This window comes from Desulfosporosinus hippei DSM 8344 (genome assembly GCF_900100785.1).
Taxonomy (GTDB): Bacteria; Bacillota; Desulfitobacteriia; order Desulfitobacteriales; family Desulfitobacteriaceae; genus Desulfosporosinus; species Desulfosporosinus hippei.
The window spans coordinates 206,204-222,922 of the sequence record NZ_FNCP01000001.1; the positions used below are offsets into that span (position 1 = coordinate 206,204).

15 protein-coding genes are annotated in these 16,719 nt (G+C 42.8%); 1 reads left to right on the forward strand and 14 read right to left on the reverse strand.

Annotated elements, in window-relative coordinates:
- Positions 1 to 41: 41 nt before the first annotated feature.
- From bshA to BLS16_RS01030, 8 genes are all read right to left on the reverse strand, one after another.
- Complete coding sequence (gene bshA, locus BLS16_RS00995; RefSeq protein ID WP_092328753.1) at positions 42 to 1,169, reverse strand: N-acetyl-alpha-D-glucosaminyl L-malate synthase BshA; 1,128 nt, start codon at positions 1,167 to 1,169, stop codon at positions 42 to 44.
- Positions 1,170 to 1,243: 74 nt separating this feature from the next.
- A complete protein-coding gene (locus BLS16_RS01000; protein WP_092328755.1) occupies positions 1,244 to 1,603 on the reverse strand; it encodes a YlbF/YmcA family competence regulator in 360 nt (119 codons plus the stop codon).
- 194 nt (positions 1,604 to 1,797) lie between these two features.
- On the reverse strand, positions 1,798 to 2,487 hold the full coding sequence (locus BLS16_RS01005; protein WP_092328757.1) for a hypothetical protein: 690 nt from the start codon (positions 2,485 to 2,487) through the stop codon (positions 1,798 to 1,800).
- A gap of 74 nt (positions 2,488 to 2,561) precedes the next feature.
- Positions 2,562 to 3,059, reverse strand: a complete 498-nt coding sequence (locus BLS16_RS01010) for a hypothetical protein (protein ID WP_176786027.1) — start codon at positions 3,057 to 3,059, stop codon at positions 2,562 to 2,564.
- An 11-nt stretch (positions 3,060 to 3,070) separates the two neighbouring features.
- Positions 3,071 to 3,832, reverse strand: a complete 762-nt coding sequence (locus tag BLS16_RS01015) for a histidinol-phosphatase HisJ family protein (protein WP_092328758.1) — start codon at positions 3,830 to 3,832, stop codon at positions 3,071 to 3,073.
- Positions 3,833 to 3,852: 20 nt separating this feature from the next.
- Positions 3,853 to 5,172, reverse strand: a complete 1,320-nt coding sequence (locus BLS16_RS01020) for a metallopeptidase TldD-related protein (protein ID WP_092328761.1) — start codon at positions 5,170 to 5,172, stop codon at positions 3,853 to 3,855.
- The gene (locus BLS16_RS01025) at positions 5,169 to 6,662 is read right to left on the reverse strand and encodes a TldD/PmbA family protein (protein ID WP_092328763.1); all 1,494 of its coding nucleotides are present in this window, start codon (positions 6,660 to 6,662) and stop codon (positions 5,169 to 5,171) included. The genes BLS16_RS01020 and BLS16_RS01025 overlap by 4 nt, the downstream gene beginning before the upstream one ends.
- 392 nt (positions 6,663 to 7,054) lie before the next feature.
- Positions 7,055 to 7,552: a GNAT family N-acetyltransferase gene (locus BLS16_RS01030; RefSeq protein ID WP_092328766.1), complete on the reverse strand. Its 498-nt coding sequence runs from the start codon at positions 7,550 to 7,552 to the stop codon at positions 7,055 to 7,057.
- A gap of 255 nt (positions 7,553 to 7,807) precedes the next feature.
- On the opposite strand from BLS16_RS01030, the gene BLS16_RS01035 reads away from it, so the two are divergent.
- Positions 7,808 to 8,722, forward strand: coding sequence for a Na/Pi cotransporter family protein (locus BLS16_RS01035; RefSeq protein ID WP_282433696.1), 915 nt, complete (start codon positions 7,808 to 7,810; stop codon positions 8,720 to 8,722).
- Positions 8,723 to 8,789: 67 nt separating this feature from the next.
- Here BLS16_RS01035 and mobB read toward each other — a convergent pair whose 3' ends face one another.
- From mobB to selD, 6 genes are all read right to left on the reverse strand, one after another.
- On the reverse strand, positions 8,790 to 9,317 hold the full coding sequence (gene mobB, locus BLS16_RS01040) for a molybdopterin-guanine dinucleotide biosynthesis protein B (RefSeq protein ID WP_092328771.1): 528 nt from the start codon (positions 9,315 to 9,317) through the stop codon (positions 8,790 to 8,792).
- A 13-nt stretch (positions 9,318 to 9,330) separates the two neighbouring features.
- A complete protein-coding gene (locus BLS16_RS01045; RefSeq protein ID WP_092328774.1) occupies positions 9,331 to 10,536 on the reverse strand; it encodes a molybdopterin molybdotransferase MoeA in 1,206 nt (401 codons plus the stop codon).
- Positions 10,537 to 10,700: 164 nt separating this feature from the next.
- The gene (locus BLS16_RS01050; RefSeq protein ID WP_092328776.1) at positions 10,701 to 12,632 is read right to left on the reverse strand and encodes a FapA family protein; all 1,932 of its coding nucleotides are present in this window, start codon (positions 12,630 to 12,632) and stop codon (positions 10,701 to 10,703) included.
- A 182-nt stretch (positions 12,633 to 12,814) separates the two neighbouring features.
- On the reverse strand, positions 12,815 to 13,837 hold the full coding sequence (locus BLS16_RS01055; RefSeq protein ID WP_242876133.1) for an LCP family protein: 1,023 nt from the start codon (positions 13,835 to 13,837) through the stop codon (positions 12,815 to 12,817).
- Positions 13,838 to 14,016: 179 nt separating this feature from the next.
- Positions 14,017 to 15,591 (reverse strand): bacillithiol biosynthesis cysteine-adding enzyme BshC, encoded by a 1,575-nt coding sequence (gene bshC / locus BLS16_RS01060; RefSeq protein WP_092328781.1) that lies wholly within the window; start codon positions 15,589 to 15,591, stop codon positions 14,017 to 14,019.
- Positions 15,592 to 15,632: 41 nt separating this feature from the next.
- On the reverse strand, positions 15,633 to 16,715 hold the full coding sequence (gene selD, locus BLS16_RS01065; protein WP_092328784.1) for a selenide, water dikinase SelD: 1,083 nt from the start codon (positions 16,713 to 16,715) through the stop codon (positions 15,633 to 15,635).
- Between the last annotated feature and the right edge of the window lie 4 nt (positions 16,716 to 16,719).

Consider the following 16,719-nt stretch of genomic DNA (forward strand, 5'->3'; position numbering starts at 1 on the left):
CATATAGTAGTTCGATATTCGATGTTCGTTGTTCGAGACTCTTAACCTTGAATAACACTTTCATAAACTGACTCATACCTTCTCACTGCTCGGTCAATGGGAAAGGCTTCTCTTGCCCAATTTGCTGCTTGCTCAGAAAAACTCATATATCTTGAGCAATCAGTTAATAGTTTAAGAACTGCCTCACTCATTCCATAAATATCTCCTACATCAGCGAGATAACCGGTTTCACCATCTTTTATGACTTCTGGTAAGCCTCCTACCCTGCTAGCAACCACTGGAACACCACAGGCCATCGCCTCTAAGGCTACCAGTCCAAAACTCTCCTGTTCTGAGGGGAGAATGAATACATCGGTCATCTGCAAAATATCCTGTACAGTTTCTTGTTTGCCGAGAAACTGTACTTTTTTCTCAAGTCCCCGTTTAGTGACTTCCCGTTCTACCTTAACCATTTCAGGCCCATCTCCAACAAGTAAGAGGCGGCAAGGAACAGCCTTTTCAACCAGATCAAATATTTTAACCACATCTACAACCCTTTTGACTTCTCTAAAATTTGAGATATGGGTTAAAATCTTTTCTCCAAAGGGAGCAAAGTGCTCTTTGCATTTTGACATTAATCCCCCTTTGGGTAGGTACATCGATGGATCGATAAAATTTGGAATAAACTCTATTTCCTGATCCAGCGACTCAAAGGCAGCTGCGGTTTCTCTTGCCAGGGAATTTGAAACTGCTGTAATACGGTCACTAACCTTAAGCGCTAAGCAGGTTAATAGCTTAAACTCTTCATAGGCACCTACTAAAGTAATATCTGTTCCATGTAGCGTTGTAACTAACGGAATAGGCTTAGTCATCATTTGTTTAGCCAAATATGCGCTAATACTATGTGGAATAGCATAATGAGCATGGATTAAATCCAACCCTACATAATTAGCTACTTCTACGATTTTATTAGCAAGCAACAAAGTGTAGGGCGGATATTTGAACACAGGATAGCTTACATCTGTCACCTCATGATAAAAGAGCTTCTCATGAAAACGACGCAAACGAAAGGGGCGAGCCGAAGAAATAAAATGAACTTCATGCCCTCGTTCGCCTAGTGCATACCCGAGTTCAGTTGCAACAACACCGCTTCCCCCATAACTTGGGTAACATACCATTCCGATTTTCACCAATTGCACCTCTTTTAATTAACCTGAAATAAAAAGACCTGTAATGCCGAAGAGTGCTGTGAAATTCCCAAAATTCAGGAATTCATTTCCTCAAAACCTATCGGCAATGCATCTTGAATGGCCTCCCCTATAATTTTCTGAATATCATTTACCATACAAGACACTTCAAACTCAGCTTCTAAATACTCTCTTGCAGTTGGGTTTATGCTTACCAAACTGTATAAGCGTTCTAGTTCTTGCTGTTTTTCCTCGCTGATTTCTTGCTCTAACATTTGGGCTTCACGGATCTCCCATTGTTTCAATTGAAATTCTCGAACCATCTTATGGTTATTTGCATCACTCATAACCTTTTCCTTTGATTTAAGAAAGTGCTTGAATTGATCCGATTCTTTTAGAGTACGAGCTAATTCGTGTGCCAAATCAGTAGTAGCCATATCCCTTCCCACTCCTCTGTAACAAGCTTCTATGTAGTAATATGATTAGTTTGTCAAAACCGCTTAGCCCAAACTTTAATATCTCATTATATATAATTTTACCACAAGAGACAAATATAGACTTGCCAGACACTGAGTAGAGTCCGTCCAGAATAGATAATTTCTTGTACTATAGATTGTTGCATAAGTTGTACTTATTGATTCTTATTCACAGTCCCCGCTAATATTTCAAAAGCCTGCAAGCGACTGAATGACAATAAGTCTGTCCATTGTACTTTGGAAATAATCCATGGACAATGGGCAGCCATTCGGCTGGCAAATCCTATTGGACTCCCTCCATACATTTTTTCCAACCTACGTTGGGCAAGACTTACTGTGCCGGAGGAATGTGCATTACAGGCTATCGGTTCCAAGCAAAGTATTGGTTCATCTTCATAGGTGACTAACAAGCCGAACTTATAAAGCTGTTTAACACCTACTTTTTCACGACAAATTGATCCCATTAAGGGGACAGGGTCCGGTCGGATAACCCCACCAAGTTTACGCCAATAACTCTTTTCGGATAAATCCGAACTGGAGACACAGACCCCTAACGCTCCCATTTGTAAAGCAAACCGAACAACAAACCGTGCAAAGTCAGATTCTACATTTCCATTCAATGATAGTCCCCTTAAAATGACAAGCCGCTCAGTACTGCTAATAGTCAGATCTTCAATTCCTGTCACTCCCAATTGAACGACATTATAACCTGGCAACATACGAATTTGTGGATCTAGCTCAGTCCCTCTCTCATTAAGGAAGGCCCCAAGGGCTAATGCCCAATCCTTAAGACCGTCTTCATTCCATTCTGAGTGGGGAGAAAGGGCAATTTCTATCCAAGGCATTTTTTTCGACTCCTTCACAAACCGGCTTAACCATATACTTAGTGTTGCACCGGAATGTGAAGTCTATCCAGTTATCAGCGCAATTGTTTTAGCAAAGTCCATCGCCTCTCTACAAAGTCATAGAACAGTAGCCAAATGTACTGAAAATCTGAAGGAGGCACAATAATTCCGGACCGATATACCTTGAAATTACACATGTGAAAAAGTGGCGAAACCACCCTAATTAAGAGAGCTAAAGGATAATCATGATTGTATCCTTTAGCCTTCTCGCTCTTTTGTAGTAACAAAGCATTTAGCCTTCGTACATACCCTTCAAGGTATTCGGGAGCCGGAGGATTATGACGTTCGTTAGATCGTCCGAAAACATAACGAGCCTCATCTGAATCATAGAACAAGTGGGTAACCTCTACTCCAAGACGTGTCCCATCTGTTTGATTTTCGATGACAATATCAGGCCGATCTGTATGATCAAAGATTATATAATCCTTTCCATACTTACTATTCAATATCTCCACTAAAGCCTGAGCAGCCGTTTCCTCAATGAACCATTTCTCATCAAGTATATTTTCCAAATTATTCCCCCCTAATCCAGGGAATAGCTTACTTTATCTAGTCTGGAAAACCCAACAAGGGATTTCACGCCGACCTCATGTAGTAGCTGACTTGCTTCTGATAGATCTCGTCCTACATTTCCAGCACAATGCGCATCTGAACCTAAAGTAAACTCAATCCCGCGCCGGTGAATATCCTCTATGAGGCGTCTTTCCGGGTAAAATTCCTGAACTGGTTTATACCTTCCATTTGTATTAACTTCCAATACTAACCCCTGCTCAGCGACCACTGTTAAGGCTTCATCAGCCAGTGCCAAAATATCTTTGGAAGGCCTTGCTCCAAATATTTTTATGAGATCAAAGTGTCCAATCGTTGTAAATAATCCACTCTTAGCTGCAAGTGTCACAACCTCAAAATATCTGCTATAAAACTGATCAATATCTTTCTTCCAATGCATGTGTTCTTCTTCAGGAATATCAAAAACCCAGCCATCAAATTCATGCACAGACCCAATAATAAAATCAAAAGGAAACTGCTCTATTAAGTTCTTAATCCTTCCTTCTTCATGGGGACGATATTCAGCTTCCAATCCAATTCTGACAGCCAAATGAGGGTAGTCCTTAGCAACCTCACGGATCATGGGGAAATTCATTTGATCCCAATAATAATCATGATCCGCAAATCCAATCTCTTTTAATCCTCGCCGAGTGGCTTCATCTAAAAAAGCCGCAATAGTTTCCCGGTTAGCCTCTCGATCATTATGCCCGAGAAGATGCACATGCAAATCTAACATCACTAACTCCCCTCTATCTCTTACAGATTCTGTACTCCGGTTCTGATCATTAAATACGGATAATTATCAAGTTCCGACAATGCCGTCTTTGTTGTTGCAGCAGCTAAATCAGCCAAAAAGTTACCCGATAGTTTAACATCTGTTTTTCCTACGATTCGACCCTTTAAAATTCTTAAGCTATGCGGTGCACTTAAGGAATATGAACCAGAAACTGAATCCTGTGTATGTAACCCAAGAACTGATAGAATGAGAACTCCATCCTCAATCCCTTGTAACAATTCCAGCCAAGGAGCCTCGCTCTTATGCTTAATATAGAGGCCAGCCGTCCCCTGTGGAAGGCCAGTCGGCTTCGCACCCCAGCGAACAGCATCTTTCACTCTCAGGTAAGGAGTCTTTAATTGCCCATCCTGAACCAAGACTGTTCGAGATGCCGGAATCCCTTCAGGAGTAACTAAATAAGATCCCAATTCTAAAGGACGGAATGGATCAATCATTAAGGAAAGCTGTTCGTGAAAAACTGGCTTGTTATCTTGAAAACTCTCCTTCGAAAAGGCCCCCTGCCCTTCAATCACTCGATCTCCCGAAAAATTAGGAAGTATAAATTGCCTCACCATATCTTCGGTCATGCCGGGTGCAAGGATTACTTGAGTATTGGCACCAACAGGAGATGCTTCCTTTTGCATCCATTCATACTGATTTACTGTTTGCAGCCATAATTTCTCCTGTTCTTCAGGTCGAATTAGTCTACGTTTAGCAAATCCTGCCCCAATTAAACTGTCAAAAGAAAACCCTGAGGCAAATTGAGATTGTTGATAAGTCACTGCAAGCCCCGTTGAGGTTCGAACATGCCTATAACCCCAAGCAGCTTGAATACTCCCCTGCATCTTTACATTTTTAGGTATGTCCTTTAACCAACGATCGGCCTGATCAAATAGAATTTTGTCATTACCAGTAATAATTGATTTAATCGACCGATCCTCAACCGCTACAAGGGGTAATGATTCAGGAGCAGGTATATGTACGGCATCCGGATCTGCATAAGAAGCTTGCTTCCATTGTTCCAATGCTCTTGGCCAATAATCCGGGTCGCTGGAAAACGGGAGCTGAACCATAGTCTGACTACATGTCCCATCCGACCAGACTAAAAAAACATCTCCACTCTCCCCTTGACGATAACTTGGCGGAGTATAGACACTACCTGGGGAATTATCTTTTATTCCCAAGGCAACTACTTCCGATTCATGAACCACAATTCTCCAGGCTGAGAGTTTAAGCTCCTCATTCTTCGGAGCCCGCTGAGCCTTGTAGAGCAGATCCTCTAATTGAGCTACAAGTTTCATGCCTGTTCTCCTCCTAAGCTTACTTGTTGATCGACATCCATCAGCAAAAATCGATGACTTCCACCGCTTGAGGCCACGGATTGACCACCTTTTCCACATGTACCAATTGCATCATAACAGCCTTCACCAAGGCCGCCACGAATAGCCTCTAAGGCGGAAAGGATTTTTCCACTAAATATAGAAGGCTGATAAATCGGGAGATCAGGATCAGCAACATCTATGATACCATCACATTGAAAAACAAAATCCCCTGTTTTAGGATTAACTTGGCCACCTCTATACCCTAACAAAAGCAGATTCTTCTCCCCAGCAAGCATTTCTCCATGTTGCAAGAGTGTCTCGCGTACAGCTTTAACCTCATCCATCAAATGCTCTTCCGGGGTTAAAGGCAGCATACGCTCAACCAGCAACCGAATATTACTCATTCGGGGCAACGGAATATGTCCGTAACTCTCTGCACGACCGGCCCCAGTTACAGGCATCCCTGCTTCCTCTGCTGAAAAAACGTCCCCCAATCCTGCTTCTAAAATTCCATCTCTCACTATAGTTACAGTCTGCCTGGGCAGACCATTAGCAGAGAATGGCTGATTGGCCCAGTCCCCAATCAACGGACCGTCAATGATACTTACACCAGGTCTGGCAACCCGAAGACCTTTGCGCAATTTCCCATTTTCACCAAGTACGGATTCATTCATATGATCAGATTCCACTGCATGCCCAAAGGCCTCATGGGCCAGTCCTTTGGCTAAACCGTAATCAATAATCAAGGGATAATGGCCACTGGGCAATTGGGGTGCAGCACACACTGCTAAGGCAAATTCAGCTCTGTCAATTGCCTTCTTTTCCAAAATGCTGTCTGCCAGTTCGTCTATTAGCAGGGTTGCATCCATTCCGCTGCGATGAATCAAGGTACTTTGAGCCTTACCGTTATTACGTACCGTCCCTTGATGCATCAGTACCGCTCGTGGAATCACAAAAGACACTAGTGTCCCATCACTTCGTCCAATACACCATACTTCTTCGACCTGACGATAGCTGGATTGCCAAACCCCTTTAGGGAAAGAACTGCTCAGACGAGAATGAAGGGTCATCACCATCTTTTCCAGCTCCGCTAAAGGAATCTCTTCAAACCCTTTTTGAGCCGTATTGGCTACTTCTTCTTGAACAGGAGGTGCCGCCCAGATTTGGCGATTCGCCTTCGAGCCGATACCTTCGTTCCTCAGTGCCAATTGAATAGCCTTTTCGACAAGTTTACGCCCAGTCTCTTTATCTAAAACATCTGAATTAGCAAAGCCTGAGGCCCCCTTCTCCGTGAAGGCTTGGACTCCGATTCCACTGTCTTCGCCGGTGGATACTCTTTCAAAACGTCCGTTACTTAGACGCATACTCCATTCTCTACGGGACTGAGCTCGTACTACAAAATATCCCGCTATCCCTTTAGTTTCTTCCAAAACGGATTGAACCAATGCCTTAATTTCTAGTTGCTCCAAAAAGTATCCCCCCTATATATCCATCTGGTACAATTATGCTTAAAAACCAGACTCGCTACTCTTATCGTTATTATACCACGTAAGACTATTTGGAAACTCTTTGAAGAGAGTTCTAAGATGTCAAATCTACAAACGGCTTATCTCACTATCATTTAGTTATCCTAGATGCTAATTTTCAATCTTAGTCTTCAAATTCGAACTTCGAACTTCGAACCGCGAACCTCCAACTTCGCATAGCCCCTATGGATTCCTCGGAAAAAAATATCCTGAGGCAAGTATAAATACTAATGCCACAGGACATGATTTTAACAGTCTCACTTTTTATTTTTTTATCCCCACTCCTCTCTTTACTTCACTTGCGACAGTTAATCCGTCGCAAGCTTTTTTTTGTTTTAATCTAATTGCTTAACCAATAACTTTCGTTCCTCCGCGAAACCGTAACTCTCGTATAGCCTAAGGGCTTTAACATTATGACTGCTAACCGCAAGACCCAGGTAGGAAATTCCCTGTTCGCAACAATGATCTTCTGCTGCCTTGAGCAATAGTTTCCCCGCACCCTTGCCCCTCCACTCCGGAAGAACCACAATGTCCATAATCCACCCTTGTGTAAGTCCCGTCAGCTCTTCTCTGGCTGAGTCATGCAGAACCAAATATCCTAGCGGATGTACACTTTGAGCCTCCTCCTCTTCCTGTTTTAACTCTTCCACAATAAAAACTTTAGCTTCAGCTTGCTGAATCCAGGTCCAAAATCCTCTAAGAAATTCCTCTCGGTATTTAAGCGTCACCTCCATTGGCTGCTTGCGCCATGGAGAAATACTCTCAGGAATACCAATTTTCCCAAGAGCATACATGAAAGGCCAATCACGAACATTTCCTTGACGAACCTGCATATAATCACCCCTTAAGTAATTTTATGCAATCATCGTTGCTGTCGCGTTTAACCTCAAAAATATAATTGATTGATGGCAAATCCCTTAATAAGGCTCTATTTTTATTAAGTTAATTGCCAAAAGAAACTATATGTTTGGGAAAAAAGTTCTTGATACTTTTATTGGTTAATATATTTAAATCAGCCTTAAAAATAATTATCTGAGACTTCACTCTTCAACGTCTTAAACCAAGCTTGAACTAGAGAGGTGAGATATCTGTACTTAGCAATCCTGGTGCTGGGCCTTTGTCTTTTACTCTGGGGGATGAAAATTCTTCGGCAAGGACTCCAATCATTTGCCGGTCATCGTCTGCACGTTGCCCTTCTTTGGATGACAGAGACTCCCTGGCGTGGATTCTGGAGCGGCTCAATTTCTACGGCAATCCTCCAATCAAGCACCGCCTTAACCGTTATGGCTGTATCTTTCGTTGATGCCGGTCTTCTCCCTTTTGCCAACGCTTTTGCTCTGATCCTCGGCAGTAACATAGGAACTACTTTAACCCCCCAACTGCTTGCTTTTCCTCTCGATCAGATAACCCCTTACGTTATGGTTTTTGGTTCCCTGGGTTTTCTTTTTATCCCATCTCACTGGCGTTATCTATCCCAGTCAGTTTTCGGTTTAGGTGTACTCTTCTTCGCTTTAGGATTGCTTGAAGTCGGGATGGCACCACTTGTTAATTTGCCTCAGATTCAAGATTTTCTTCGCCAACTTGGCGACAATCATATTCAAGGAGTCATCGCAGGTACGGTAATATCCGCTTTACTTCATTCCTCTAATGCAACCACCGGTATCATTATGCTCCTCACGGCAGACGGATGGATTACCCTCCCTACAGCCCTAGCCTTTATCTTTGGAGCAAATATCGGTACCTGCTTCACAGCCGTAATTGCTGCACTTGCTTCATCGCGAGCAGCACAACGTGTTGCCCTATTCCATGTTTTACTCAATGTATTTGGAGTACTGGTCTTTTTCCCCTTTGTCGAGCCCTTCGCTTATGGCCTGACCCTCATGGGGGGCAGCCTCTCTAGACAAGTTGCTAATGCTCATACGATTTTTAATTTGCTGTCGTCACTATTTGCCTATCCTTTGCTGCCTCTAGCAACTAAATTTCTGAAGAAAATATTGCCCTAACTTTCTCTTACTCAGTCCGCTAATTTATAAGTCGATGTTCTATCTCTCCAAAATGCCCAATGAACTTTTAGTACACTTGCCCTTTAATATCAAATTTTTTTGCTATTAAATCACAAATTCCCTGAGCATTATCTAAGTCAAAACAGGGTATCCCGTTATCAAATTCGACATCACTAACAATAGCAATGAGATCTTCAAGTTTAGAGAAAAGCTCTTGATGCACACCAGATCGAAACACTTCAATCTTTGGCTTATCCGCAGATTTATACCCTTCGGTAAAGATCAGATCCACGCCTCGAATTCGTTCTAATACCTCATCCAGGGGCTGATCCTCAGAGACTCGTTCTAGGATCGCAATTCTCTGGGGAGAACTGATTGACACAATATCCGCACCTGCACGGTCATGACGCCAAGTATCTTTGCCGGGTTGATCCATCTCAAACCCATGAACATCATGTTTTAAGGTTGCTACCCGCCATCCCCGGCGTTTAGCCTCGCTTATGAGTTTTTCTAAGAGTGTTGTCTTTCCCGAGTTAGACTTTCCACCAACTATCGAGATAACAGGAATTCGAAAAGGCTTTAAGCTTATATTCATGTTCTTACTCTCCTCAGTCAACAATCCAGCGTGCCGCTAAGAGTTCTCCAACTTTAACAGACCCATGGTTTGCCGGCACATCCACCAATAAATGACTGCCAATCATCGAGCGAAGTATTCCTGACCCCTGTGCGGATGCCAGGTCCGCCCAGATTACTCCGTCTTTAAAAACCGCCTGAGCTCGTAAGAAGCGCCGTTGTTTACCACTCTTTTCAAAGCTGTTAGCCATTCTTACCTGGAATTCCTTAGCCTTATAGGCGGCATGTCCTGCAAATTTAAGAAGTATTGGACGAACCAAGAGTTCAAAGGTTACCATTGCAGCGGCCGGATTTCCCGAAAGAGAGAAAAAGAATTGCTTTCCTTTTTGCCCCACTGAAGCCGGCGTTCCAGGTTTTAAGTTCAATTTCCAAAATAACATCTCACACCCAAACTGGGTAAGAGCCTGCCGCATTATATCGTATTCCCCTACAGAGGCTCCACCGGTTGTTATGATGACATCTGCTTCAGCAACCTTCTCTAAGGCCGCGAGGGTATCCTCTATCTGATCTGAAACAGTGGGGATAACTTCAACCTCAAACCCTGCCTGTCGGAGCATTCCGCGCAAGGTATAACTGTTACTATTATAAATTTTTCCTGGGCTCAAAGACTCGCCCACATCCATCAGCTCGGAGCCTGTGGACAGTAAGCCAACCCGGGGACGGCGAAACACTTCAACTTGATTCACACCAACAGCAGCAATCAAGCCAATTGCTGGTGGAGTTAGACAAAAACCTCGCCTTATCAGAATATCCCCTTCCTTTATTTCTTCCCCTTTTGGGACAATATTTGAGCCTGGCAGAACAGGACGAAAAATCGTCACTTGATTACCTTCCTGCTCTGTGTCCTCCATACGCACTACACAATTAGCTCCCGGTGGAATCGGGGCACCGGTAAATATCTTGGAGGCCTCATCCATCCCGATAATCTGTTCCGAGGGAAACCCTGCCGGAATTTCATTGACTACCTTAAGTTTAAGTTCTTTGGAGACAGCCTCTGTTGCCCGATAAGCATACCCATCCAGGGGAGACCGCGCAAAGGGGGGCATATCAATTTTTGATCGCACATCCTGAGCTAAAACACGGCCATAGGCATCAGCAATAGAGACGTACTCTGTATCGACCAACTGAATATTAGCGAGAACCATCTCCAGGGCCTCTTCTAATTCGATCATTATTTTCATACTATTGATTCCTTCCGTTACAAGTTGTTAACGGTTCTACAATTTCTTTATAACTATTTTTTTTATGAACTTGAACTTATTACTAGAATAAGTGTATCGATAATTCCCAAGGTTGTCAAAAAGAACCTGCCAAAATGACAGGTTCTTCTTCTCTGAAGTTAAGCTTAAGGATTTGCACGTATCTTCTCGAATTGTACTCTACCCGCTACGCGATATATATCTAAACTTCGATAGGCTTCTTCTATTTGAATGATTTCTTTACCAACAGCAATTACCACATTTGCGTGGCAGTATTCTACATGTAGACGGCTGGTGGGACTTATCTGAACAAATGTAGAACTCACTTCTGATCCCCCTAGTTCGCGAATCTGAACCTTGCCCCCGGCCAAAATTTTCCCGCCCCGACATACACCTTGTATCGTAACGTCTCCTTCTACTCGAATGTGCGAATTGTAGGTTCCTTTTAGACATTCAAAAGATCCTCCGCACTCAACGCTAGCCCCCTGTAAATAATTAACACTAAAACTTAGCTTGTCCGGGAGTTCGACAGTTAAGTTTTCAATGAATTGGCTAAGGGCCTGATTTACACGCTGCAAGAATGGTGTAGACTGGAGTTCTAATGGGCCTAGCCCTGATAGAAAGTGTTTTGCTGTTCGGATAGATACAATAAGCCCTTCAGTAATAATTTCGTCATGCTTATTTTCTAACACAAATTTCTCCACCTTTTGTGCTAGTTTGGGCAGTTCGAAGAATTGCCTTTCTATAATCATCTTTAAACATTGCCCGGGTTTAAGATTAATTGCGTCAGGAGAATTACCGAAATCTGCAGAACGTTGTAAACAAAGGGTAAGTTGAGCCTCTAATTCAGAAACCAGACGGAGGAGCTCTGAACGAATAACATATTTTTCTCCGATAATAACCTTTCCGCCAATAAGATTTTGATATATCTTAGCACCTTTTTCCGCTCTTATCTCAGCATGTGACACTGATCCTTTAACTTCCAGTTTTCCTCCAACGAAAACTCGAAGCCCATCTTGAACATTGCCATTTATAAACACATCCCCCGGAAATTCAATACTTCCAGAAGCCAGATCCACATCACTATTTTGAACTAAGATATTCTCTACCATGTAGGTTCGTTCATCGATCCGAATAGGTTGTCCGGAACAGGCAGCTATTACTTCAAGTTGATCCTGAGAAAGACAAACATTCTTTTTTAGCCGAAACTGAAAATCCTTTACCGATGCTGCAGGGAGATCTCTGCCAAAGACGTCCTTACCTGGGATACCTGGCCTGCCGGGGATCTTACGAGCTAGAACAGCCCCTTCTTCAACTAGCTTCAACTTTGAGGCAAAGAAATCAATTTTTTTATCTTCCAAAGTATTTAGTTCTTGGGGTCTTCCTACAAAGTCTTCTAATCGAGCATGTTCGGGTGGAACAGGAATTGTTGCTTCAGCTATTACAAGCTCATTGTACCCTTTGACCCCGATTATTTCCTCCCAAATTCCCTGTCGTATTCCATAAACGACCTTTAACCGTTCCAGGTCTGAAGTTAACTTTGCCTCATCCCACATACCCTGTTGATCCTGTGAATTCTCCCATAAGGTATACTTAGCTATATCAATTTCTTCTGACCCAGGAAGGCTCACAGGTAGGGTATAATGCCCCGCGGGCTCATGTTTTACTTTCGCCATAACTGACAAACCCTGAAAACGTATATCCAGTTCCCAAGTCAAGTGACCCTTCTGCACAACCGGATGGAACTCAACTTCATCGCCAGGTTTAACGTTAAAAGGCCTAACTTGAAGAACTCCGTTAAACCATACTTCACCAGCCTTCTCAGAGGGAATGAAGAGTCTGGATCCTTTACCAAGAACTATAATATAATTCGAACCATCCCTTGTTACTAGACTAGGTTCTAAAACTGGAGTTTGGCTCACATCATCCCAAATAACCTTCACCTTCCACTGACGGGAAAATAAACTAGGTTTATCGATCACTTCAAGGGTGATATTTTCCGGCATAGTATTAAGTTTTAGTGCCCATTCTTTCTTAATCTCTTCAAGGGAATGTGACTGAACAACTATTTCCGGCATAATACCACCCTGCTTTCAACGTGTTGCTATTCTTTTAATAATATCATAATTCTCATTAGGCCCTATAGGTCTTTAGTCCCAAATTATCAGAAATGTTAGGACTAAAGACGTTGGAGGGGATAATTCTCTTAACCTAATTTGTTGTGTTAAAAGAACCATCCCCTCAACATGTCTCCTTGACTCTATTCCATCTGATAGCCAGGTGATTTTCTTCCATTAGGATCTTGGCTGTTACCCGGAACCTGAGGAAGTGGTTTTGTAGGCGTAGGAATTACTGGCTTTAGCAAATCTACAGGTTCCTGACCAATGATTTTCTCGGTTGTCTTCCCTTGAAATAAATTCTTAACGACTTGTTTCACTTCAAGCGGATCAACTTTCCAATAGCTTATCCCCTCTAAATCCAGAAAAGATCCGGGCAGTGTTTGAGCCACCATATTTGAACTATCGAATCCAACCGCTACTTTAGCTAAGGTCAAAATATCCTTAGAGGATAAACTGGTGTTCACTGCATCCATAACTTGGGGAACAAGGAAGGGAAGTTTGGGAATTGTGCTTAACTGAAACATTTCTTTAGCTACAGCCTTAAGTACGACTTGTTGTCTTGCGGTTCGTGAAATATCTGCTAAAGCATCATGCCGAAAACGAGCATATTGTAAAGCTTTAGAACCATTTAAGACCTGTTCTCCTTTGCGAAGATTTATGTAGCCATCCTCATCATCACCAGTCTCGTAATACATGTCTTTCTCGACATTGACTGTGATCCCGCCTAAAGTATCGATAATCTTTTTAAACCCTTGAAAGTTAGTTTGAACATATCCCGCTATTTTTTCCCCTGTTAACTCTTCCACGGTTTTCTCAAGAGTATCTAAATCTGTCAATGAAACAATCTCATTAATTTTCTTGTAGCCGTGCCCTTTAAGTAGGACTCTCGTATCCCGGGGAATAGAGAGTAAGCTTGTCCGCTTAGTTTTTGGATCCACGCTGGCTAGGATTATAGTATCTGTGCTAAATTTCTTTTGTTCCGGACGTTGATCTGCTCCGATGAGCAATACACTAACCCGATCTTTAATTCCTTCATCTATAGAATCTGATAAATTCATATTATCCCTGCTTGTTTCCTTACCTGAATCAAAAAACACCATATATCCAACAGCCCCGGCTGCTATAACTACAGTAAAGGTCACAACCATCAAGATTATCTTCATCGCACGAAGCACAGCACCAACTCCATTAAGTAACTTCTTTATACTATTATACCCAACTTTATCGTTTAAGAAAGAATACTCACAAAATCTTCAAGAAAGCAAGAAAGATAATTAAAGTAAACTTGTTCTCTTTCACTGAACAATGAGGCTTCAAGTGAGAACTCTATCACACCTGAAGTTTACAAGAGTATCGGATATTCGTCAAAATCACCCAGAGGGATTTCCGAAACTCTATCCACAAAGCTATGTCCATACCGCATCACAAAAGTTAAGGGATTCAAAACTCGTTCTTGCCTGGAATTGTTAGGAGTAATCCCATTTTCAAGCTGTTGCAAGCGGCTTAACTGATCCTTACAACGTTTTCGCTGGGCCTGCCAAATCTTTCTTTCTAAATACTCTAACTGATATTTTACTTTTGCCTCATTTCGCTCCAGCCATTCACTTACATTGACATCGATATCCTCCAGCGGCTTAAGCTCAGCATAGCTCTTCCTTATCTGATTGCGTAAATGCTGAAAACGTTCATCAATATTTAGCATATCTTGTTCTCGGATACAACGGTTTCGATGTTCCTGCAAACCGCTGTACACATCTTCAAGCTTTAGTCCCTGCCTTTTTAAACTTTTTTGCCAATAAGCCGTTAAAACAACTGCAGAAAGCCGTGGATAAAGGATCGGCATTATAAATCCTAACTTCGCAAAAACTTCTCCAAGCTGCGCCCAATAATTCAATTCTCCCGGGCCGGGAACATAAGCCAAGGTAGGAAACAGATATTCCTGAACGATAGGACGGGTCACCACATTAGGAGAAAAGCTTTCAGGATTTCGAGTCAGTAGCTGGTTAAGGGCATCCAAACTCCATGTTTTCTTTTGTCCACGCAGATAAAATGATTGCTCCCTGAAGAGAATTGCTCGTCGTTCCGGTACAGAAAGAAATAAATTTACCTCTCCGCCGGTTGGCTTTATTTGTGGCTTAAATCCCAGGTCGACCCATTTTTTTGTGCGTTCGGCCAAGGCATCCCGTACATCCCCGTGCATTTTTAAGATCTGCTCGTACATCGGCGACGCCAGTTGCTTAAATTGCGGAATCATTGGATCGAAAAAAATTAGCCCCCATTTCTGTACAAGCCACTGCAATGTTAAAGCAAACCATTGAGTCAAGTTCTCAGCTTGTTCGGTTATCTGCCGACATTTCTTAATAACGGAAGCCCTAAATTCGCTCTCCGGCATGTCTAATAGTTGTGTTTCAATCGTTTCCCACGAGGGTACTTTTTGGTGACCAATAGATTTTCCGCCCCCGTCACCCGGCAGAAGACAAGGGACTATACTTCCCTGAGAATTTAACAAGTAGGTCTCGCGAATCTCTTGCCAGTCATGATCTTCCCCGGCAATCCAAAAAACCGGAACAACCGGACGTCCGAGTTTTTCACGCTGTTCTTTAGCCAGTAGTATTGCGGTCATAGCTTTATATAGGGTATATAAAGGTCCTGTCAAAATTCCCGCTTGTTGCCCTGTGATCACCGCCAGAGTTTCTTTATTTCTTAGTTCTTCAATCATCTTAAGGGTTTCTGAATTAGACCCTAAATTGAGATGATACACTTGCAAGGTATCTGCCAGAAGCTCTCTGGAATAAGTTCTGGAGTCCAAATAAACTGCTCTTTTTTCAAAGCTTGCTTGTGCTTTTGGATCCCCACCGGGAAAAAATAAAGCTACTTGTTCAAAACAAGTAGCTATGGTTTGCACTAGATCTCTCATCTCTATCCCTCCGCTACCTTACCAGTTACAGCGGTATTTTATCATGCACGACTGGAAACCGCAATTCTGCCTCCCTCGCCTTGATTAACTCGTCCGATTACGGCAGCAGCAGGAGTGTTATTGGCCTGTAGTTCCTTAATTAGTAACTCAACACGATCTTCAGGAACAGAGATTAGCAACCCGCCAGAGGTAATCGCATCAAAGAAGATAATTCTGAGTTCTTCTGGGACCTCCGCTTCAAAATCCACCTTATTCTCAAGATGACGTCGATTAGCCTGAGTCCCTCCCGGAATGGCTTTTTGTTGGATACAATCCCAAACACTATCTAAAACCGGTACAGCCTCTGCATAGATATCGGCACTGCAGCCACTTGCCTCCAGCATTTCATGCAGATGGCCCAGCAGCCCGAAGCCTGTAACATCCGTCACAGCATGAACCCCGACAGATATTGCCGCTTCAGCAGCCCCTTTATTTAGAGTTGCCATAACTTTAATGACTTCGGCTTCCGCCTCCGGTGACACGATGCCACGTTTTATCCCGGTAGTAATAATTCCAACCCCCAGAGGCTTAGTAAATACCAAAACATCCCCTGGCTTGGCTTTAGCATTAGACAAAACCTGGTCTGGATGCACAATCCCCGTAACCGACAATCCGTATTTGGGTTCAGGATCATCAATAGAGTGACCACCAACAAGTATCGCTCCTGATTCCCGAATTTTATCACTTCCACCTTGCAAAATCTTCGCTAAAACTTCCATGTTTAGTTTCTTCACCGGGAAAGAAACTAAGTTCATAGCAGTAAGAGGCTTAGCCCCCATTGCATAAATGTCACTTAGGGCATTTGCGGCAGCTATCTGACCGAAAGCATAAGGATCGTCTACAACAGGAGTGAAGAAATCAACACTTTGTACAATGGCTTGTTCTGCATTAATCCGGTAAACCCCGGCATCGTCAGAAGTTTCCATACCTACTAAAAGGTTAGCATCCTCTTGATTAGGCGGTAAATAGCGCAATACTTGCGCTAGGTCCGAAGGACCTATCTTGCATCCTCAGCCAGCCTTGGTAGACAACTGCGTCAACCTAACCTTATCCGTTGTTGCATTCTGGGAGATATTCAGATCCATCTTC

Bases quoted from the DNA above. Each gene is read 5' to 3' on its own strand.
- BLS16_RS01000 (WP_092328755.1), bottom strand. From the start codon at position 1,603: ATGGCTACTACTGATTTGGCACACGAATTAGCTCGTACTCTAAAAGAA.
- BLS16_RS01005 (WP_092328757.1), bottom strand. From the start codon at position 2,487: ATGCCTTGGATAGAAATTGCCCTTTCTCCCCACTCAGAATGGAATGAA.
- BLS16_RS01015 (WP_092328758.1), bottom strand. From the start codon at position 3,832: ATGTTAGATTTGCATGTGCATCTTCTCGGGCATAATGATCGAGAGGCT.
- BLS16_RS01020 (WP_092328761.1), bottom strand. From the start codon at position 5,172: ATGAAACTTGTAGCTCAATTAGAGGATCTGCTCTACAAGGCTCAGCGG.
- BLS16_RS01030 (WP_092328766.1), bottom strand. From the start codon at position 7,552: ATGCAGGTTCGTCAAGGAAATGTTCGTGATTGGCCTTTCATGTATGCT.
- mobB (WP_092328771.1), bottom strand. From the start codon at position 9,317: ATGAATATAAGCTTAAAGCCTTTTCGAATTCCTGTTATCTCGATAGTT.
- BLS16_RS01045 (WP_092328774.1), bottom strand. From the start codon at position 10,536: ATGAAAATAATGATCGAATTAGAAGAGGCCCTGGAGATGGTTCTCGCT.
- BLS16_RS01050 (WP_092328776.1), bottom strand. From the start codon at position 12,632: ATGCCGGAAATAGTTGTTCAGTCACATTCCCTTGAAGAGATTAAGAAA.
- BLS16_RS01055 (WP_242876133.1), bottom strand. From the start codon at position 13,837: ATGAAGATAATCTTGATGGTTGTGACCTTTACTGTAGTTATAGCAGCC.
- bshC (WP_092328781.1), bottom strand. From the start codon at position 15,591: ATGAGAGATCTAGTGCAAACCATAGCTACTTGTTTTGAACAAGTAGCT.